The 19,982-nt window shown below is 67.7% G+C and carries 14 protein-coding genes; 1 reads left to right on the top strand and 13 read right to left on the bottom strand.

Annotated elements, in window-relative coordinates; genetic code table 11:
- Positions 1-53: 53 nt before the first annotated feature.
- Together fusA and ppdK are read right to left on the bottom strand one after the other, a co-directional pair.
- A complete protein-coding gene (fusA, locus tag CA12_RS18175; protein WP_165700934.1) occupies positions 54-2,171 on the bottom strand; it encodes an elongation factor G in 2,118 nt (705 codons plus the stop codon).
- Between the two features lie 424 nt (positions 2,172-2,595).
- Positions 2,596-5,322 carry a pyruvate, phosphate dikinase gene (gene ppdK / locus CA12_RS18170; protein WP_145360405.1) on the bottom strand — a complete coding sequence of 909 codons (2,727 nt, stop codon included), beginning with the start codon at positions 5,320-5,322 and terminating at the stop codon, positions 2,596-2,598.
- 239 nt (positions 5,323-5,561) lie between these two features.
- On the opposite strand from ppdK, the gene CA12_RS18165 reads away from it, so the two are divergent.
- Complete coding sequence (locus CA12_RS18165) at positions 5,562-5,909, top strand: FHA domain-containing protein (protein ID WP_145360404.1); 348 nt, start codon at positions 5,562-5,564, stop codon at positions 5,907-5,909.
- Between the two features lie 111 nt (positions 5,910-6,020).
- Here CA12_RS18165 and CA12_RS18160 read toward each other — a convergent pair whose 3' ends face one another.
- The 11 genes from CA12_RS18160 to sufC all read right to left on the bottom strand — a co-directional run bounded on the left by CA12_RS18160 (position 6,021) and on the right by sufC (position 19,922).
- Positions 6,021-7,733 (bottom strand): PQQ-binding-like beta-propeller repeat protein, encoded by a 1,713-nt coding sequence (locus CA12_RS18160; RefSeq protein ID WP_145360403.1) that lies wholly within the window; start codon positions 7,731-7,733, stop codon positions 6,021-6,023.
- A gap of 87 nt (positions 7,734-7,820) precedes the next feature.
- Positions 7,821-8,618 (bottom strand): hypothetical protein, encoded by a 798-nt coding sequence (locus CA12_RS18155; protein ID WP_145360402.1) that lies wholly within the window; start codon positions 8,616-8,618, stop codon positions 7,821-7,823.
- Between the two features lie 114 nt (positions 8,619-8,732).
- Positions 8,733-11,741: a zinc-dependent metalloprotease gene (locus CA12_RS18150; RefSeq protein ID WP_145360401.1), complete on the bottom strand. Its 3,009-nt coding sequence runs from the start codon at positions 11,739-11,741 to the stop codon at positions 8,733-8,735.
- A 328-nt stretch (positions 11,742-12,069) separates the two neighbouring features.
- A complete protein-coding gene (locus CA12_RS18145) occupies positions 12,070-12,834 on the bottom strand; it encodes a PP2C family protein-serine/threonine phosphatase (RefSeq protein ID WP_165700846.1) in 765 nt (254 codons plus the stop codon).
- Between the two features lie 171 nt (positions 12,835-13,005).
- Positions 13,006-13,761 carry a PIG-L family deacetylase gene (locus CA12_RS18140; RefSeq protein WP_145360400.1) on the bottom strand — a complete coding sequence of 252 codons (756 nt, stop codon included), beginning with the start codon at positions 13,759-13,761 and terminating at the stop codon, positions 13,006-13,008.
- Between the two features lie 84 nt (positions 13,762-13,845).
- Positions 13,846-14,706 carry a sugar phosphate isomerase/epimerase family protein gene (locus CA12_RS22225; protein WP_165700845.1) on the bottom strand — a complete coding sequence of 287 codons (861 nt, stop codon included), beginning with the start codon at positions 14,704-14,706 and terminating at the stop codon, positions 13,846-13,848.
- A gap of 440 nt (positions 14,707-15,146) precedes the next feature.
- The gene (locus CA12_RS18130) at positions 15,147-15,455 is read right to left on the bottom strand and encodes a metal-sulfur cluster assembly factor (protein WP_145360398.1); all 309 of its coding nucleotides are present in this window, start codon (positions 15,453-15,455) and stop codon (positions 15,147-15,149) included.
- A gap of 52 nt (positions 15,456-15,507) precedes the next feature.
- Positions 15,508-16,830, bottom strand: a complete 1,323-nt coding sequence (gene sufD, locus CA12_RS18125; protein WP_145360397.1) for a Fe-S cluster assembly protein SufD — start codon at positions 16,828-16,830, stop codon at positions 15,508-15,510.
- The gene (locus tag CA12_RS18120; RefSeq protein ID WP_145360396.1) at positions 16,827-17,510 is read right to left on the bottom strand and encodes a Uma2 family endonuclease; all 684 of its coding nucleotides are present in this window, start codon (positions 17,508-17,510) and stop codon (positions 16,827-16,829) included. The genes sufD and CA12_RS18120 overlap by 4 nt, the downstream gene beginning before the upstream one ends.
- A gap of 33 nt (positions 17,511-17,543) precedes the next feature.
- Entirely contained in the window at positions 17,544-19,004 is a 1,461-nt protein-coding gene (gene sufB, locus CA12_RS18115) for a Fe-S cluster assembly protein SufB (RefSeq protein ID WP_145360395.1), read from the bottom strand.
- A 90-nt stretch (positions 19,005-19,094) separates the two neighbouring features.
- Positions 19,095-19,922 (bottom strand): Fe-S cluster assembly ATPase SufC, encoded by an 828-nt coding sequence (gene sufC / locus CA12_RS18110; protein WP_145360394.1) that lies wholly within the window; start codon positions 19,920-19,922, stop codon positions 19,095-19,097.
- Between the last annotated feature and the right edge of the window lie 60 nt (positions 19,923-19,982).

Here is a 19,982-nt window from a genome sequence, read left to right as displayed (position 1 = left end):
CCCCGCCTGCGAAACCGCAAGCGGGGCTCATCCGGATCAGAAAAGAGTCGCGATTACTTCATCGCCGCCTTGGCGGCCTGCTGTTCGACGCGGGCCTTCAGGACGTCTTCCTGAATGTTCGACGGGACCTGGGCGTACTTCGCGAACTCCATGCTGAAGTTACCTTTGCCCTGGGTCATGGACCGCAGTTCGTTGGCGTAGTCGAACATCTCCGCCAGCGGGACTTCGGCCTCGACGGTCGCCATCCCGTGGCGGGTGGCGCTGTCGACGATCATGCCGCGCTTGCTGCTCACGTGGCCGGTCACCGGGCCCTGGAACTCTTCCGGGCACTCGATCTCCAGCTTCATGATCGGCTCTTGGAGCTTCACGGCGGCCCGTTTCAGGGTCTCCCGCATCGCCTGGAAGCCGGTCGTGTTGAAGGCCATTTCGGAGGAGTCGACGTCGTGGTACGAGCCGTCGTTGAGGATCATCCGGATCCCGACGACCTCGAACTCGCCCAGGGGGCCCTTGACGATGCCGCGACGCATGCCCTTCTCGATCGCGGGGATGTATTCGCGGGGAATACGGCCCTGCGTGACCTCGTTGACGAACTCGAACGGCTCCTCCGCAGCTTCCAGTTCCTCGTCCGTCATCGGCTCGAGCGTGCCCTTGACGTGGCCGTACTGGCCGGAGCCGCCCGTCTGCTTCTTGTGCTTGTGGTCGTAGTCGGTCTTCTTGGTCGGCCGTTCCTTATAGGCCACGCGCGGCGGACCGACCTCGCACTCGACCTTATATTCACGCCGGATGCGTTCGACGTAAATATCGAGGTGCAACTGGCCCATGCCGGCGATGAGGGTCTCGCCGGTTTCCTCGTCGCTGAAGACGCGGAAAGTCGGGTCCTCGCGGCGGAACCGCTCCAGCGCCTTACCGAGCTTGTCGGCCCCGTCCCGCTTCACCGGGGTGAGCGAGCGGGTGATGACGGCCTCGGCGACGAAGATGTTCTCCAGCGAATAGTTCACGTCGCCGCCGCAGAACGTATCGCCGGAGGCACAGTCCATGCCCACGACCGCGATGATGTCGCCGGGGCCGGCGGTGTCGACGTCGACGCGGTCGTTGGCGTGCATCCGCACGAGACGGCCGAAGCGGGTCTTCTGGCCGGTCCGGGTGTTGATGTAGCTGTCGCCCTTGTTGATCGTGCCCTGATAAATCCGGGTGTAGGTCAACTGGCCGAACTGCTCCTGGACGATCTTGAAGGCCATCGCGACGGTCGGCAGGTCCTTGTCCGGCAGCAGCTTGACGCGGGCGGCCTTGCCGTCTTCGTCGACTTCGTCCTGGTTCAACGCGCTGATGTCCCGCTCCAGGGGGCTGGGCAGGTAGCGGTTGACGGCGTCCAGCAGGGGCTGGACGGCCTTGTTCTTGAAGGCGGAGCCCATCATCACGGGGACGATCTGGTGGCTCAGCGTCGCCTCGCGGACGACGTCGTGGATCATCTTCGCGGGGATGTCCGCCTCCTCGAGCAGCTTCTCCATCAACTCGTCGTTGTAGAGGCTCAGGGCCTCCAGCATCTCGGCCCGTTTCTCGTCGGCCTGATCCTTCAACTCGGCGGGAACTTCCTCGGTGCGGACCTTCTCGCCCTTTTCGCCGTCGAAGTAGTAGGCCTTCATCTCGATGAGGTCGACGACCCCTTCGTGCTCGTCTTCCAGACCGATCGGGATCTGCAGCGGCACGGGGGTGACGTGCAGCTTGGCGGCCATCTGCTGGGCGACGCCGAACGGATCGGCGCCGGTGCGGTCGCACTTGTTGATGAAGGCGATCCGGGGGATCTGGTAGCGCTTCATCTGACGGTCGACCGTCAGGCTCTGGCTTTGCACGCCGCCGACGCTGCACAGCACCAGGATGGCGCCGTCCAGCACGCGGAGGGAGCGTTCCACCTCGACGGTGAAGTCGACGTGGCCCGGGGTGTCGATCACGTTGACGGTGAAGCCCTTCCACGCCACGGAGGTGGCCGCGGAAGTGATCGTGATGCCCTTTTCCTTCTCCAGCTCCATGTGGTCCATCACGGCCCCTTCCTTCTTGACGTCACCAATTTTGTGCGTCTTGCCGGAGTAGAAGAGGATCCGCTCAGTCAGCGTGGTCTTGCCGCTGTCGATATGGGCGGAGATGCCGATATTGCGGTGTTTGTTGAGGTCGATCAGGCCGTCGCTCATGGGGTCGCTTTTGAAGTGGGGCGCGGCGACGCGGTCGTCGAGCCGGAGGAGAAGAAGGGGGAACGCCTGGAGCGGGCATGCGACCCACTCGATAGACCAGAACCTTGACGGCCGCATCGTCGGCGGTCGTCACTCACTGAGCCGGGACCGGAAGACCGCACCGTGGTTCTCGGGGAGAACGGGCGCGGGGGCAAGGTCCGCGGCGGTCAGCGAGGTGTCTTCATGGGTCCAGAGGCTGGGGGCCGCACTGCGCGGGCGGCGCGGTCCCTCCACGCCTGTCCCGGTTGCGACGCGAGCATGATAGCGACTCTTTCGCCCACGAAAAGGGCGATTCTTTTCCGTTCCGCGCAAGAGTAACGCCGAGGTCCCGCGGGGCCTCGGCGTTACGGACGCGTCACAGAGGAACCGATCAGCCGGCGGCGATGGCCGCCTGGGCGGCGGCGAGGCGGGCGATCGGGATCCGCCGCGGGCTGCAGGAGACGTAGTTCAGCCCGGCGTCGTGGCAGAACATGACGGACTTCGGATCGCCGCCGTGCTCGCCGCAGATGCCGATCTTCAGGTCCGGACGGGTCTTACGGCCGCCCTCGATGCCGATCTTCATCAGCCGGCCGACGCCAGGCTGGTCGATCGTCTGGAACGGGTCGGCGGGGACGATGTCCATCTCGCGGTACTGCGGCATGAAGCTGCCGTAGTCGTCGCGGGAGATGCCCAGGGTGGTCTGGGTCAGGTCGTTGGTGCCGAAGCTGAAGAACTCGGCGCCCTCGGCGATCTCGTCGGCCCGCAGGGCGGCCCGGGGGATCTCGATCATCGTGCCGACGGTGTAGGGAATCTCCACGCCGGCCTTCTCGAACACCGCGGCGGCGGCTTCACGGACGACGGCGGCCTGGTTCTCGAACTCCGTCTTGAAGCCGACCAGCGGGATCATCACCTCGGGGTAGACGTCGTGGCCGGCCTGCTTCGTGGCGACGGCCGCCTCGAAGATCGCGGTGGCCTGCATGCGGGTCACCTCGGGGTACACGACGCCCAGACGACAGCCGCGGTGGCCGAGCATCGGGTTGAGTTCGTGCAGTTCGCTCACCCGGCGGTGCACGTCCTCCTTGGTGACGCCGGCGATCTTGGCCAGCTTCTCATCCAGGCCCGGTTCCTCCTCGAGGTGCCGGTCGGAGAGGAACTCGTGCAGCGGCGGATCCAGCAGGCGGATCGTGACCGGTTTGCCGGCCAGCGTGGTGAACAACTTGGTGAAGTCCTCCTTCTGGAACGGGAGGAGCTGATCGACCGCCTTCTGACGGGTCTCGGCGGTCTCGGCGAGGATCATCTCGCGGATCTCGTCGAGGTGACCGAAGAACATGTGCTCGGTCCGGCAGAGGCCGATGCCCTCGGCGCCGAAAGCGACGGCCTCGGCGGCGTCATCGCTCTCGGCGTTGGCCCGGACGTTCAGCGTCCGGTGCTCGTCGGCCCAGCCCATGATCTTGCTGTAGCGCTGGTAGGTCTCGCTCTCCTCAGCCTTCAGCTCGCCGTCGAGCACCTGCATCACCTCTGACGGGCTGGTCGGGATGAGGCCCGCGAAGACCTCGCCGGTGAAGCCGTCGATGGAGATGTCGTCGCCTTCCTTCAGCGTCGTCCCGCCGACGGAGACGGTCTTGGCGGCGTAGTTGATGTTCAACTCCTGGGCGCCGACGATGCAGGCCTTGCCCATCTGTCGGGAGACGAGCGCCGCGTGGCTGCTCGCCCCGCCCTGGGCGGTCAGGATGCCCTTGGCGACCCGCATGCCGCGGAGGTCTTCCGGGCTGGTTTCCTTGCGGACCAGCACGAGGTTGACGTTGTTGTCCTTGTTGTACCAGGCCTCCGCGGTCTCGGCGGTGAGGACGACCTTGCCGCTGGCGGCGCCCGGGCCGGCGTTGATGCCGCTGGTCAGCAGCTTGCCGGCGTCCTGGGCGGACTTCTTGTCGGCCGTATTGAAGATCGGCTGGAGGAGCTGGTTGAGGTCGTCCGCGGGGATGCGGCGGGGGTTCAACGCTTCCTTGCTGTCGATCACGCCCTCTTCGACGAGGTCGTGCGCGATCCGCACGGCGGCGAAGCCGGTCCGCTTGGCGTTGCGGGTCTGGAGCATCCAGACCTTGCCCTTCTGGACGGTGAACTCAATATCCTGGATGTCCTTATAATGGGCCTCCAGCCGCTCGCCGATCTCGGTCAGTTCCTTGAACGCCGCGGGCATGTCCTTTTCGAAGGTCTCCTCGATCCGCTTGGGGGTGCGGATGCCGGCCACCACGTCTTCGCCCTGGGCGTTGATGAGGTAGTCGCCGTTAAATCCGGGGGTGCCGTCGGCGCCGTCGCGGGTCATGCCGACGCCGGTGGCGCAGTCGTTGCCGAGGTTGCCGAACACCATCGCCTGCACGTTGGTGGCGGTGCCCCATTCGTGCGGGATGCCGTACTGGCGGCGATACACGACGGCCCGGTCGTTGTCCCAGCTGTCGAAGACGGCTCCGATGGCGCCCCAGAGTTGTTCCATCGGGTCGTCCGGGAAATCACGCCCCTTCTGCTCCTTCACGACCTTCTTGAACTCGGCGACGATCTCCTTGAGCTGATCGGCGGACAGTTCGTGGTCGTATTCGACGCCGGCCTTCTCGCGGGCCTCGTCGATGATCGTCTCGAACGGGTCTTCGTTCTGTTCGTCCCGGTCCACGCCCAGCACGACGTCGCCGTACATCTGCACGAAGCGGCGGTAGCTGTCCCAGGCGAAACGTTCGTCGCCGGACTGCTTGATGAGGGCGTCGACCGTCTTCTCGTTCAGGCCGATGTTGAGGACGGTGTCCATCATGCCCGGCATGGACTCGCGGGCGCCGGAGCGACAGGAGAGCAGCAGGGGGTTGGTGGTGCTGCCGAACTCGGCGCCCATCGCCTTCTCGACCTTGCGGATGGCCGCGTCGACCTGTTCCTTCACGCCCGCCGGGTACTCGCCCTTGTTCTTCGAGTAGTGAACGCAGACGTCGGTGGTGATGGTGAACCCGGCGGGGACCGGCAGGCCGGTCTTGGACATCTCGGCCAGGTTGGCGCCCTTCCCGCCCAGGGTGTTCTTCATGGTACGGTCGCCGTCGGCGGCGCCGGCGCCGAAGGAATAAACGTGCTGTTCGGCCATCTGGCGAGGGGGGGACTGCTGCGAGTGCGATTTGATTGCGAACGCCGGCGCGCGGTCGGCCCCCCCATGGGGGCCGTTCCCAGGCGGAGCGGTCCGGTTAGACCGGGGGCGCGGGCCGCGGGCGGCGGGGCGGAACCGTATCGGGCGCAGGGTCCACCCGCAACCGGTCCGTCGGGGCCGCGGCGGTGTTACTCTGCACAGTCCCCTCTCCGCCGCCGCGACCCGCCCGCCCGCCCCCGATGCGCGCCGAACTGCTTCCCCCCGTCGGTCCGGCGGTCCGGCTCAAACGCGACCTGACCGTCATCGGCCGCAAACGCAACGTGTGCGACGTGATCATCGAGCGGGACAGCGTCTCCGCCCTGCACTGCCTGCTGGTCAAGACCGACGGCCTGCTGTTCGTCCGCGACCTCGGCAGCACGAACGGCACCACGGTCAACGGCCAGCGCATTACCCGCGGAGCCCTGCTGCCGGACGACGAACTCGGCGTGGGCGGGGTGAAGTTCCGCGTGAAGCTCGGCCCCGGGACCGAGGACTTCGGCGTCGGCGAAGCCAGCCAGAAAACCGAGGCCGTCCGGGCGGTTCGTTAGAGTCGGTCTGACCGGAGCACGGCGCGCCCCGTGAGCCCGGAGCGCAAGCTCCGGCCGTACGTCGTTCCGCCGGCTGCGCCGATGGCCGGAGCTTGCGCTCCGAGCTCACCCTCAGTTCGTCGCCTCGTCGGACGCCGGTTCGCTCGGCGCGGGTTCCTCCGCCAGCCGCACGCAGACCGCCTCGGTGCCGTTGCGCCAGAGGAGCCGTCCGCGGAAATACGCGGCGTGGTTCCAGCAGATGCCGGACAGCAGCGTCTCGCCGGCGGCGTCGCTGTAGCGGATCAGTTCTTCGAACCCGTCGGGGGAGGCGGCGACCAGCGCCAGGTCGCCGTCCTCGCAGGTGATCAGCAGAACCGGCTCGCCGTTCTCGGTTCCCAGCAGCAGGCATTGCCCGTAGCCGTAGCGGCCCCGCTTCCACATCCGTTTGCCGGAGGAGTACTCAACGCAACTGAGGATGCCTTCGTCGAGGCCGTAGACGAAGCCCTCGTGCAGGATCGCGTCGTTGAACTTCAGCTTGAAGCGGTTCTCCGTCCGCCAGACTTCCTCCGTCCCCCAGTCGTCGCCGGAGTCGGCGACCTTGTAGAGGCCGGCGCCGGTGCCGTAGCCGCTGGAGAGGAACACTTGGTCGGCGACGACGAGCGGCAGGGCGGCGTTCACCTCGGCCTGGTTCGTCCAGGGGATCTCCCACAGGGGGGCGCCGTCGACGGACAGGCCGTGCAGCGCCGTGGCGCCGAACGCGAGGATCTGCCGGACGCCCCCCAGTTCCGCCGTGACGGGCGAACTGTAGCTGCCGGCGTCGTCGCCGCTGGCCCAGAGGGTTTCGCCGGTCGCCGGATCGAGCCCCATGAACGCAGATCCCGGCCCGGCCGCGGCGCCGGGGAGCACGACGAGGGCGCCGTCGACGATCAGCGGGCTGCACGCTAGGCCCCACTGAATGTTCTCGCCGCTGGGAATCAGTTCACGCTTCCAGCGCAGCGTGCCGGTACGGGCGTCGACGCAGGTGACCAGCCCGGTCGATCCCATGCTGTAAACGGCTCCTTCGTGAAACAGCGGCGTGCTGGCCGGGCCGTCGCCGCCGTTGGGGGCGATCCGGGGGAACCGGGCCGGTTCGCCGTGCGTCCAGAGCGGGGCTCCGCTGTCGGCGTCGTAACAGGCCACGGTCTCCTCGTTCCCCCGCTGTTCCAGCGTGAAGCAGCGATCGTCGACCACGCTGAACCCGCCCCACCCCAAGCCGACGGGGTGCCGCCAGACCGTCTCGGGCAGGTCCTCCGCCCAGTTCGTGGGAATGGCGGCGTCGAGCTTTATTCCATCCCGCCCCGGACCCCGGAAGCCGGGCCAGTCGTCGGGGCCGGCGACCAGCGGCGGTGCGTCCGCGGCCTGCTTCGCCGCGGTTGGCGCCTCCGGGTTCGCCGCGACGAACGCCGCGATTCGCTCCTCCGCATTCGGAGCGAAGCGGTAGCGGAACCCGCTGATCTGCATCGCCCCGTTCCACTGCGGGGGGAACAGGAACCAGAGGCCGCCGACGACGGCGGCGGCGGCGGCCGTCGTCCCGAGCCGGGCACGCCACGTCCAGCCGGAGTAGAACCACAGCAGGCAGAACGCCGCCAACGCCGCGGCCGACAGGGTCCCGAGCAGCACCATCGTCCCGAAGGTGGCGTCTCCGTCGGTGAGCCAGTCGAGCAGCAGCCACGCCGCGATCGGAGCGATCAGCGCCAGCGTGATCACAACCAATCCGGCCCCTCGCCAAGGGCTCCCCGGCGCGTGGGCGGGCGGCGGGACGGCGGCGGCCGGGGGGGCGGATTCGGAAGCGGAAGCGTCGGACACGGCAGCCGGTCGGGCGGAGAGAGGCGGGCGAGTGTCGGCCCCTCTCGCCGGATCGGCAAGTCCCTGCTGGGCTAACTTCGCGGCGTCCTAATCCGCGACCGGGCCGACGACGACGGCCGCCCCGTTCCAATAGAGGCGGGCGTCGTCCCGCTCCGGGTTCGTCTCGTGGAAGGGGATCGCGGCCCGTTCCCGGTCCGTCAGCAGGCGATCGAGGGCGGTATGATCGAACCCCTCCGGCAGCGCCTCGGCCAGTCGGTCGCCGTATACGCGGGCCAGCCGGCGATTCTCCGGCGGGCACTCCAGCAGGGCCTCCAACAGCGCCGCCCGCGGAATCCAGGCGGCCTGTCGCCGAACGGCGGCCGCGTCGGCCTCAAGCAGCCGACCGAACAGGCGATGGTCGTCCGCCAGCGGCGCCATCCGCCGGATCGCCTCGCCGCGGAGCCGTTTCAGTTCGCGTTCGTCCGGCAGATCGTTCGCCGCCGTCGCCAGACCGATCGCGGCGCCGATCGAGGCGAAGCGCTCCGCCGACATGCCGAGTTCTTCCAGCCAGCCCGGCGCCCGCGGCGTCGTCGCCAGCGCCGCCGCGAAGTCGGACCCGCGGAGCCGCTCCCGCACGTCCCGTTCCTGTTCCGCCGCCAGCACGGCGACGGTGCGGGTCGATTCCGCCGGCCAATCCGCCGCCGTCGGCAGGGCCGCCGCGAGCGGCTGCATCCGTTCCGGTCCCAGCGTCTCCGCAAGGCGCAGAAAGTCCGCGAAGTCACGTTCGGACAACGGCGTCGCCGCGTCCGCCCGGACCGACAGCGTTCGCGGCCGCGGGGCTTCGCTGCACCCCGCGCCGGTCCATGCAGCGATCAGGGCGACGGCGGCGGCGAGGCGGGTCCTCATCCCTCCTCGCTTCGTCCGTCCGCACGCCCGACGCCAGTCGGACCGGCGGCGCACGCAAAACCGCCCCGCCGGCAAGCCGGCGGGGCGGTCGAAACTCAGCGGTCGAACGTCGCCTCAGCGCCGGTTCGCGGCGGCAGGCTCGTTGCCGAAGATGATCATCGGCCGGCCGGAGCTGCCGCCGATTTCGTTCGCGTTATAGATGTACTCCGCGTCCAACGCCTTGCGGATCATCGACTCCGCCTCCATCAGGTGGGCCTTCGTGTAGGCGTCGGCCCGGTCGCCGTGCTCCTTCAGGAAGGTCCCGAGTTCGTCGGCGATCTCCTTGAGCTGCATCGAGGCGAGGTTGGAGATCGGCTTGAAGGCCGCCCCGTTCCCGGCCCCCGGCAGGCTGAGGTCGATCAGTCGGCTGACGTGCTCCCGCTGCAGGTTGCGCCGCAGGCTGGAGATCATCGGCTTCCGCGGGCTGAAGTCGCCCTCGGGGGCCTTCACCAACTCGGTCCACACGGCGGTCCGCACGGTCTCCAGCAGTTCCGGCAGGGTGAAGGCGTCCTCGCCGGCGGGGACCTGCAACTCGTTGTCGTAGACCCGCCGCAGGACGGTCGGGTTGAGCAACTGGGTCATCACGGAGGCCTGCATCCCCTCGATGCGGTCGTGCACAGGGAAGACGCTGTCGCTCATGGCGCTCTGCCAGCCGTTGCCGTCCATCCACTTCGCCGTGGTGAGGTGGGAGAGCAACTCCGGCGTGAGGCCGTAGGCGCCGTCGCGGAAGCTGTTCTCGATCACGAACTCCAGCGCCTCGCGCTGATCCTTCGCCTCGACGACCGACAGCGGCGGCTTCGCCCCCTCCTGCCCCTTCACGTCGCGGCGGACGAACACGCCGCCGACCCAGTTGGACATCATCCCGAGCTGCCGCATCTGCATCGAGAGCGTCATCTCGTAACCTTCGCGGGCCTTGAACCAGCCGTCGCCGTCCTCGACGAACGCTTCGAGCAGCTTGGTGCGGCGGTCGTTGATCAACTCCATCTGGTCCTTGGCGTAGGTCAGCGGGTCGGAGCCGAAGTCGTACCGCCGGGCGAAGGGGTCGGGGCCGGAGGTGTCTTCGTCGGTGCCGAAGGCGAGTTCCGGCTCGGTGCTCTTGGCGAGCAGCTTGGGCAGTTCCTTGGCGTCGGCAACGTAGCCGTATTCGATCGCCCAGACGTCATACGGGCCGATGCCCTCCATCGCGTAGGCGCCCTGCTTTTCGCCGGCGTGGAAGCGGATGTTGATCGGCGTGTAGTCCATCACGCTGGTGGCGATCAGGCCCGTGCCGCCGTTGATCTCGTCGAAGCGGGAGACCGCGGTCGCCTTGAAGTTGTGCCGCAGGCCGAGCGTGTGGCCGACCTCATGCGCGACCAGGTGGGCGAGCTGCGGGCCGATGAAGCTCTCCGGCATGCCGTCGAGCAACTGGGCCTCGTCCTCGTCCGCGTCGTCGTCCTTCTCGGGCGATTCGGCCTCTTCGTCCGGCTGCTCCTCGCCGTCCTCGGCGGGGTCCTCGTCCTTTTTCTCGGCGTCGTCCTCGCCGTCGGCGGCTTCCTTTTTCGCCTCGGATTCGGCCTTCGCCTTGGCCTCCTCGGCCTTCTTTTTCTTCAGTTCCTTTTTGTCGAACGCCCGCATCGCCAGTTCCATGCGGAGGGCGGCCAGTTCGGCGCCCTTCTCATTGGCGGCGAGGCAGAGGCCGTTCCGCTGCACGCCGGTGCCGATGAGGCCGTCGAACTGGTCGTCGCCCATCATCTCGGTCCCCACGCTGCCGGCGGCATGACCGGCGAGCGGGTCGAAGGCCTGCCGGGCGATCGCCGCGGCCACGTGGGCCCGGTCACCGGGCTCGGCGAAGCGGACCCGCGGGTCCCAGGAGGGGTGCTCGGCCAGCCAGGCGAGGGTTTCCGGCCCCATGCCCTGCATGGCGACCTTCGGCATCACCTTGTCGAACTGCATCTGAAAGTGACGAATCCAGCCGTCCGTCAGAATGATATCGGCGTCCAGAATTTCGCCGGTCTCCGGATTGATCCGGGACGGGCCGATCGCGGTGCCGATGTCGTTGTTCAGCCAGCGGACGAAGTTGTAACGCACGTCCTCCGGGTCTTTATCCATGTGCCGGCCGGTGCCGGCGTCCTGATATTCGACCTGGATGGCGTCCTCAATGCCGATTTTCTCGAAGGCCTTGTTCCAGGCGAGAATGCCTTCCTTCACCCAGCGCCGATAGCGGACCGGCGTGGTGTGCTCGACGTAGAAAACGATCGGTTCCTTCGGCGGACTGAGCTGCAGCTTCGGATCGGCTTTCTCCAGGTGCCAACGGGTGATATAGCGAATGCGGGTCTCGTCGCTCTCGTACTTGCCGTAGTCGCTGTAGGCGGTCGTGAAATAGCCGACGCGCTGGTCCGCGTCGCGGGGTTTGAAGCCGGGGCTGGGGGTCAGCACGCTGAAGCTGTAATGCAGCGTTTTGAGCTGTCCGCCGGAGCCGGGGACCTCGAAGGCGACTTCGACGTTCTCCGTGAACGCCTTCGCCTGCTTGATGCTGAAAATCCGCGGCGTGCTGCGGCTGAGCGACAGCCCCTGGAAAAACTGCGAGGCGTTGCCGACGCAGAGCGCGTCCATATCGATCACCGGGCCGCCGCCGGGGCCGATCGTGACGATCGGGATCTCCATCAGCACGCGGTCGGTGAACAGCCGCTCGACGGAGGCCTTGGCCTCTTTCTCGGTGGTCCGCACGTCGACGTTAGGGGCGATCACCGCCAGCACCTTGTCGTAGCGCCGGAACTTCACGTACAGGTCGCCCGCTTGTAGGCCGGCGAACTCCTCGCCGCTGGCGACGGTCAGGGCGACGAAGTACTGCTGCGCGGCAAAGCCGCTGGGCAGTTCCGCGTACATCTGGCCGTCTTTGGACCGCGTCCAGAGCGTCCAGAGTGGCTTCTCCGCGGTGCCGTCGGCCTTAGTGGGGCTGGCGACCTTATCGAACCCCTCCAGCACCTTGGCGTGTTCGGGAAACTCCGGCTTGTCGTCCGCCGCGACCGCGACGGGGGCGAGCCCGATCAGGCACGCGGCGGCCGACCAAACGAGCGGCTGAAGAAAGCGGATTCGACGTCTCATCGGAAGCGGGACCGGTGGTTCGTGGGAGGAAGAGCGTTGCCGGGGCCGGGCCTGGAAGGCCTGCGGCCGAACACGCCGACGCGACCGTGCGCTGAAGCGACGTCGTCAGAGATGACGTATTCTTCACGACCGGCGGGGGTGGGCAAGCCCCCGGCGCTGACAGGCGGGAATCTCGGTGGTCGAGCCAAGCCGATCGACCCGCGCAGAGCGGCACGGGGGATCGTGCGGTCGAACGTGCGACGTTCCTAACCGCGGGACGGTCCGCGACCTTCACGGAAGGCTCGCCGGGATGGTTCCCCCGGGACGAATCCGGACCGGCGCTCCCGAGTCAGGCCACGTCGACGATCAGGCAGGTAATGTTGTCTTTCGAGCCGCCGTCCTGGGCCGCCTGCACGACAGCTTCCGCCGCGGCCTGAGGATCGGCCTGCGAACGCAGCAGTTCGCGTAGCGGATCGCCGTCCAGCCCGTCCGTCACCCCGTCGCTGCACAGCAGGAACCGGTCGCCCCGCCGCGGCTCCAACGCCTTTACGCAGGCGCCCTGCCCGCCTTCCTTGCTGCCGAGGTAGCGATACAGCACGTTTTTGTAGCGGTGCGTCGCCGCCTCCTCCGGCTTGATCGTGCCGGCTTCCACTAACGCCTGCACGAGGCTGTGGTCGGTGGTGAGCTGCCGGAGCTGACCGTCGCGGAGCAGGTAGACGCGGCTGTCGCCCACGCCGCCGACATGCAGCAGGCCTCCCGCCGCGACCAGGAACACCACCGTGGTGCCCATCTGATTCTGCTCCGGGTCGAGCGCCCCGGCGGCCATGATCTCCGCGTTGGCCTCCGCGACGGCGCGGTCCAGCAGCGCGGAGACAGTCTCCTTACCCGCCCGCTTGAAGTCCAGCTTCGCGACCAGGGCCTCCGGGATCATCTCCACGGCCATGGCGCTGGCTTTCTCGCCGGCCGCCTGTCCGCCCATGCCGTCGGCGACGACGAAGAACCGCCCGTCGGGGTCGACGAAGGCGCTGTCCTCGTTGTTCTTGCGAAAGTTCCCCGTGATGCTCAGCACCCCGTGCCGCAGTTGGATCGGCTTCGGTGACGCGGAGCGGCCCATGAACAGCACGGCGGGCGGGGGAGTGGGGGCCGGAGCGGTACGGGAAAGTCAACGTCCAGTCTACGACACCGGCACCCCCGAGGCACACGACCGGCCCGTCTTCGGCGAACTCCGCCCCACATCCCGCCGGTCGTACGGACCCGCGAGACCCGCCGGGCGGCCGGCCGCCGGTTAGGGCGCGTCTACCGGGTCGACCGCCGGCAGGACGGTTTGCAGGAAGTCGCGAGTGCCCACGGTGGTGGCGGAGAGGAACATCTCGCCCCGCTCGAACCCGGCGGCGGCCCCGTTGGACAGACTGGCGCCCTCCAGGATGCTCCAGACGCGTTTCTTCTCCGCGGGGAACTGCGACTTATAGCACTTCACCGCGGCGATCTTCTTCTCGTAGGTCGCCGTGATATCGGCGACGAACGCTCCGCCGTGCGGCGGCAGGGCGGTCGTGCTGAAGCCCAGCGGATACCACACCTGCTTGTCAATCCGGTGCACCGGCAGGTGGTCGAAGTGCTCGTCCCACTTGCACAGCCGGCTGTAAAAGACCGCGGCGTCGGTGATCTGCGTCGCTTGCCAGTGGTCCGGCGAGGCCATCGGCGTTTTGTCCGCGATCCCCAGCACCACCTTCGGCCGGAACCGGCGAAACACCTTCGCCAGTTCGCAGCGGGCCTCGAAGGAATCGAACAGCCGCCGGTTCGGCAGGTCGAGCGTCTGCCTGTGGTGCAGACCGAGAACCTCCGCCGCGGCCTTCGCTTCCGCCAGCCGTTCCTCACGTCCGCTGCTGCCGGGGGTCGGCTCGCCGTCGGTCAGATCCACCAAACCGACGCGGTACCCCTGTTCCACCAGCCGGGCGAGCGTGCCGCCGCAGCCGATTTCTACGTCGTCCGGGTGGGCACCGACGGCAATAACGTCCAGCGGTTGCGGCAGATCGACGGGCACGGACGCGGGCGGAGTGGTTCGGGGAACGGGCCAGCACCGTACCGCTGGGCCCGGCGCCGCGTCACCCCCGCGACGCCGTCCGCCTCAGCGGCCCGCGTCGTGCAGATCGGCGAACCAGCGAACGGTGCGACGCAGGCTCTCCGCATGATCCTGCCGCTCCCAGGCCCTGCGGTTCCAGACGTCCAGTTCGTAGTCGCCCCGATAGCCGCACTCCGCGAGCCGATGCACCAAGGTCGCCAGCGGCAACGAACCGTGGCCCGGGTACTGCCCCTGCCCGCGTCGCTCGCCCCGGGCCCCGCTGACGCGGCAGTCCGACAGCTTGACCAGCTTCACCGCGTGGGCGAACTCGTGCACCCGGTTGACCAGCGAGGGATTTCGAGCCATCAGCAGCGTCGGCAGCGCCATGCCGACGTTCGGCCGGTCAACCCGGTCCAGCAGTTTGAGCGTGTCTGAGACGGACCGCACGACGCTGTCCCGCACTAGGCGGCCCGGCAGCGGCTGGACGGCGATGGAGACGTCGAACTCCGCCGCCATCGCGGCGAGTTTTCGCAGGGTGCCCGGAATGAGGTTCTGGGCCGCGTGCCGCTCCGTGAAGCAGCCGTTGCCGCCGGTGGCGACGCAGATACACTTCGCCCCCACCTCGCCCGCCAGCTTGACGGCCTCTGCCGCTTCGAACCACGCCTGCCGCCGGTCGAACTCATCGCCCTGGGTGAACCCGCCGATCCACGACAGGCTGCTGACCGCCACGCCGGACCGCCGGATCGCCCGGGCCACTTCCCGCCGCGACCGCGAACGGAACTTGCCGTTCCACAATCCGATGGAGTCGAAGCCGCAATCGGCGACCGCGTCGAGATCCCGGTCCATGCTCCAGCGGCGGGTGGTCGGCTGGCCGAGCGCCAATCGCGGCCGCGGCAGCGGGGCCTTCGCTTCTTCGCAGACCAGCATCAGACCCGAAAGTCGCGGATCCGCGGTCGCGTTGGCGGACGCAGTGCTGGAGGACGCCGAGGTGGGGGAGGACTGAGACGCGTGAGCGGGCGGCACGGGCGTTCGGCGGCGGGTTCGCGGGCGGGTCCATCGTCGGGCTCGGCGCTGCCCGACATGGCAAGAGGAGTAGCGTGACGCGGCGTGTCGAAACAGCCTGCGGAAGACCGATTTTTCGCATCGCGCGGAACGTTCCGCTCGTAGCGATCCCCGTGCCGCCGTCACAAGTCCCCGGCAGGTGTGAAGATCTGACGAGGGACGGAGCCGGCGACAGATTTCCTCGGGGAACAGCCGTACACGCGAGGAGTTGTCGCGGCTCCGCACCGGGCGGACCGGGCCGTCGAGGACAGAACCGCGACACAGGCGACGGGACGTGTCGTCAGCCCCACGGAGACCGTTCCGGATCAGAAGATCCCGAGCTGATCGCGGGCGTCTTCGGTCATCCGCTCCGGCGACCACGGCGGATCCATCGTCAGCGTCACGTCGCATTCGCCAACGCCTTCCACGCGCTCCACAGCCGCTTTCGCGTTCTGCATGATCTGCGGGCCGGCCGGGCAGGCCGGGCTCGTGAGCGTCATGGAGACCTTTGCCTCGCCCCCCTCCTCCGTCGGCGGGGTCACCTCGTAGACGAGGCCCAGATCGACGATATTGACCATCAATTCAGGATCGATGACCTCTTTGAGGGCGTCGACGAGTTCGGATTCGGCGGGCATCGGAGCGAAGCGGGCTGGGGTCAATGGAGGGGAGAACGAGCGGGCGGGCGGCTTAGTCGCCGATGCCCAGCTTACGCTCCGTGGCGGCCGCGAGGGCTCGGCGAACGGGTTCCACGTTCACGCGGTCCAGCACCTGCTCGAAGAAGCCGGCGACGATCATGTGCATCGCCTCCGACTCCATCAGCCCGCGGCTGCGGCAATAAAAGAGCTGTTCCTGGTCCACCCGGCCGGTCGTGGCGCCGTGGGTGCAGCGGACGTCGTCCGCCTCGATCTCCAGCCCGGGGATGCTGTCGCTGCGGGCGTCTGCGGAGAGCATCAGCGAATCGCAGCGCTGATAACCGTCGGTCCGCTGGGCGATCTCCTCGACCCGAATCATGCCCCGCCAGACGACCTTCGATTTATCGCGGAGCACCGTCTTATACAGCAGGTCGCTGTCGGTGTCCGGGGCGTTGTGGGCCTGCTGCGTGTAGTACGAGAGGTTTTGACGGCCGGTTGAGAACGTGACGCCGTTCACTTCCCCACGGGCGCCGCGGCCGTCCAGCATCACGTCCTGGTGCACGTGGGCGAGCTTCGCGCCGAGGCCGCCGACGGTCCACTGGAGCAGGCCGTCCCGGCCGACGCGGCCGCACTGGTGGGCGAAGTGCAGCGTGTTGGTATTCCAGTTCTGGAGTTGGGCGTACCGCAGGTTCGCCCCGTCGCCGACGAACAGCTCCACGGCCCCGACGTGCAGACCGGCACCGTCGCCGAGGCTGGCGGTTTCTTCCAGCAGGGCCGCGTTGGCGCCGTCCTCAAGAATCACCAGCGTGTGGGAGAGGTCGCATTTCCCTTCGCCGCTCAACCCGATCAGGCTGTGCAGCGGCTGTTTGAGCGACACGTTCCGCGGCACGTATAGCACGGTGCCGCCGGTCCAGAAGGCGCCGTGCCAGGCGGCGAAACGGTCTGCCTCCGCACTGACGCCCTTGGTCATCAGGTACGGTTCGAGCAGATCGCCGTGCGTGTTGACGAGGTCCGAGAGGCAACCGAACACCACGCCGGCCTGCTTCGCCTCGTCGGACAACTCAACATGCGAGGCCGCCCCGTCCGCGTGCACCGCACGGCCGCCGAAGCCGGCAGCGTCGGTCATCCCGCCGACGAACTCCTCCGGCGCGGTTCCGGACTCGGCGATCGCAAACTTCTCGGGCCGCAGGAACCGCAGTTCGACCCGCCGGTACTCCTCGGCCGGATCCGGCACGGCGAGGTGGGCGAGGTACTCCGCGAAGGCTTCCCGCCGCCGCTCCGTCACCCAGGCGGGCTCGGTGCGTGATTCGAGAAACCGCTCAAACGCCTCGGCGTCGAACGTGGCGGGGGCGGAAACGGCAGTTAGGGCGGTTTTCATAAGTCGCAACTCGCTTCTTCGTCGCCGATCTCGGCGGGCGGTTCGTGTCTGGGTTCGTCCTCGGCCCGCACCAGTCGGAACGGTCCGGGCGGCTCGTCCGGCAGGCCCGTCAGGGCGTAGGCGTCGTCGAACGCAATTTCAGTGGAAAGCAGCGGGAATCGGTCGTCGCCGTCCAGCGGTCGGAACGAGGCGTAAATCCAGCCGGTCTCGGTTCTCACATATCGCTCGGCCGCCCGGTGGGTGTAGGCGAGCAGTAAATATTCCCGCAGGGACGGGATCTGTCGGTAACTGGCGAACTTCGGCCCGCGATCCTCGTCCGCGGTCGACTTCGACAGCACTTCGACGATCGCCTCCGGATTGCGGAGCGTGTCGGTGCCGCGGTACCGAAAATAATCGGGTTCGCCGCAGCACACCGACAGGTCCGGGTAGGTGTCGCGACCGTCGGGACAGTGGATCCGCATGTCCGAATTGAACACGTAGCACCCGCCGCCGCCGGCCCTTCGGAGAGTGTTCCCGAGGTGGCGAAGCACGTTCCCCGAGATCAGCACGTGCGGAGCGTTCGCGCCGCTCATGGCGCGAATGCGACCGCGGTAGAACTCGTGCTTCGTCAGAGCGTCTCGCTCGAACTCGAGATACTCCTCGCGGGTGTACATGGGAATGTCGGACGGGTCGGCGCTCACGGCGGCTCCTGGTCTCGGACGCGGCGGACCGCCTCAGCCCACGCTGCCTTCCATCTGCAGTTCGATCAGGCGGTTCATCTCGACCGCATACTCCATCGGCAGCTCCTTGACGAGCGGCTCGATGAAGCCCGTGACGATCATCCCGCTGGCCTCGGCCTCGGAAAGGCCGCGGCTCATCAGATAGAACAGCTGATCCTCGGCGATCTTGGAGACGCTGGCCTCGTGCTCCAGCGAGACGTCCGCCTCCTCGCACTCGATGTACGGGTAGGTGTCGGACTTGCTCTGCGGGTCGAGGATCAGCGCGTCGCAGACGACGTTGCTCTTGGAGCCGGTCGCCCCGTCCATGATCTTCACCAGCCCGCGGTAGGAGGCGCGGCCGCCGTCCTTGCTGAGGGACTTGGAGATGATCCGGCTGGAGGTATTCGGGGCGGCGTGCACCATCTTGGCGCCGGCGTCTTGGTGCTGGCCGGGGCCGGCGAAGGCGATCGACAGCGTCTCCCCGCGAGCGCCCTCCTCCAGCAGGTGGCAGGCCGGATACTTCATCGTCAGTCGCGAGCCGAGGTTGCCGTCGACCCACTCCATCGTCGCGTCGCCGTACACGTGGGCCCGCTTCGTGACGAGGTTGTAGACGTTGTTCGACCAGTTCTGAATGGTCGAATACCGGCAACGGCCCTCTTTCTTGACGACGATCTCCACCACGGCGCTGTGCAGCGAGTTGGAGCTGTACGTCGGGGCCGTGCAGCCTTCGACGTAATGGATGTTCGCCCCCTCGTCGACGATGATCAGGGTCCGCTCGAACTGGCCCATATTCTCGCTGTTGATGCGGAAATAGGCCTGGAGCGGGAACTTAATCTGCACGCCCTTCGGGACGTAGATAAAGCTCCCGCCGCTCCAGACGGCGCTGTTCAGAGCACTGAACTTGTTATCGTCCGCGGGGATCACCGTCGCCCAGTACTCGCGGAACAGATCTTCGTGCTCCCGCAGGGCGCTGTCGGTGTCCGTGAAGATCACGCCCTGATCGACGAGGTCCTGCTGGAGCGAGCCGTAGACAACTTCGCTCTCGTACTGGGCCTTCACGCCGGAGAGATACTTCTGCTCCGCCTCGGGGATACCGAGCTTCTCGTAGGTCTTACGGATGTCCTCCGGCACGTCGTCCCAGCTGCGCTCCTGCCCGCTGCTGGCCTTCATGTAGTAGAAGATGTCCTGGTAGTTGATGTCACCCAGCTTGCCGCCCCAGGTGGGCATGGGCCGCTTCTCGAACAGCGCGAGGCTGTCGAGCCGGTAGTCCCGCATCCAGGCGGGTTCGCCCTTCATCTCCGAGATCTGCGCGACGATCTCCCTGTCCAGGCCCTTGCGGGACTTGAAGGCGTACGTGTCGGTCTGGTCGTGGAAGCCGAAGCGATAGTTGCCGAGGTCCACGTCCGGCCGATCGGCGACTGGGGATTCGAAGTCGCGGGCGCCGGCGTTCGGCGGGGTGTCGAGGGTGGCGGGCATAGCAGTGTGGAGATAGGGAGGTCGTGGGAAGGACTAACCGCAGGAACGGGGCGAAGGTCACGCGGGCCGCGGGACGGACGCCCCCGGCGTTCAGGCCCCCACCAATTCCGGAGGGGCGGCCTCGCGGCGGGCGTCCGCCTCGGCGGCGACTTCCGGGTGACGATCGCGAACGCCGGCGTAGCCGTCCGTGTACAGTTCCGCGGCGAGGTCGGCGCCGCCGCTCTCGACGATCTTCCCGCCCAGCATCACGTGGGTGTGATCCGGCGTGTTGTAGTGCAGCAGGCGATCGTGGTGCGTGATGATGAGGACGCCCATCTTCTGCTCCGCGGCCAGCTTGGCGACGCCCTCGGAGACCACGTTCACCGCGTCGGTGTCCAGGCCGCTGTCGGTCTCGTCGAGGAAGGCGAAACGCGGCCGGAGCATCGCCATCTGGAGGATTTCCATCCGCTTCTTCTCCCCGCCGCTGAAGCCCTCGTTGAGGTAGCGGCGGGCGAAGGCGCGGTCGACGCTCAACTCGTCCATCCGCTCGTAAAGTTCGCGGCGGTACTCCCGCATGGAGATCAGTTCCCCGCCCTCCTTGCGGTCCGGGTTGCGGACGTTAGAGACGGCGTGCCGCAGGAAGTCGGCCACCTTCACGCCGGGAATCGTCACCGGGTACTGGAAGGCGAGGTACAGCCCCTTGCGGGCCCGCTGATCGGCTTCCATCCCGACGACCTCTTCTCCGTCGAGCGTGACGCTGCCGGAGGTCACCGTGTAGCCGGGATGGCCGGCCAGGGCGTAGGCGAGGGTGCTTTTGCCGCTGCCGTTCGGCCCCATCAGGGCGTGGACCTCCGCGCTGTTGAGCGTGAGGTTCACGCCGCGCAGGATCGGCGTGTCGCCGACGGAGACGTGCAGATCGGTGATTTGAAGGGTACTCATCGCGCTCGATAGACTCGCCGTGAGACCGGACGCGAACGTCCGGCCGGAACACTGGAGGAA

This window comes from Alienimonas californiensis (genome assembly GCF_007743815.1).
Taxonomy (GTDB): Bacteria; Planctomycetota; Planctomycetia; order Planctomycetales; family Planctomycetaceae; genus Alienimonas; species Alienimonas californiensis.
Note: the sequence above shows the minus strand (reverse complement) of the source record. Positions and strands in the feature narration are given on the sequence as shown.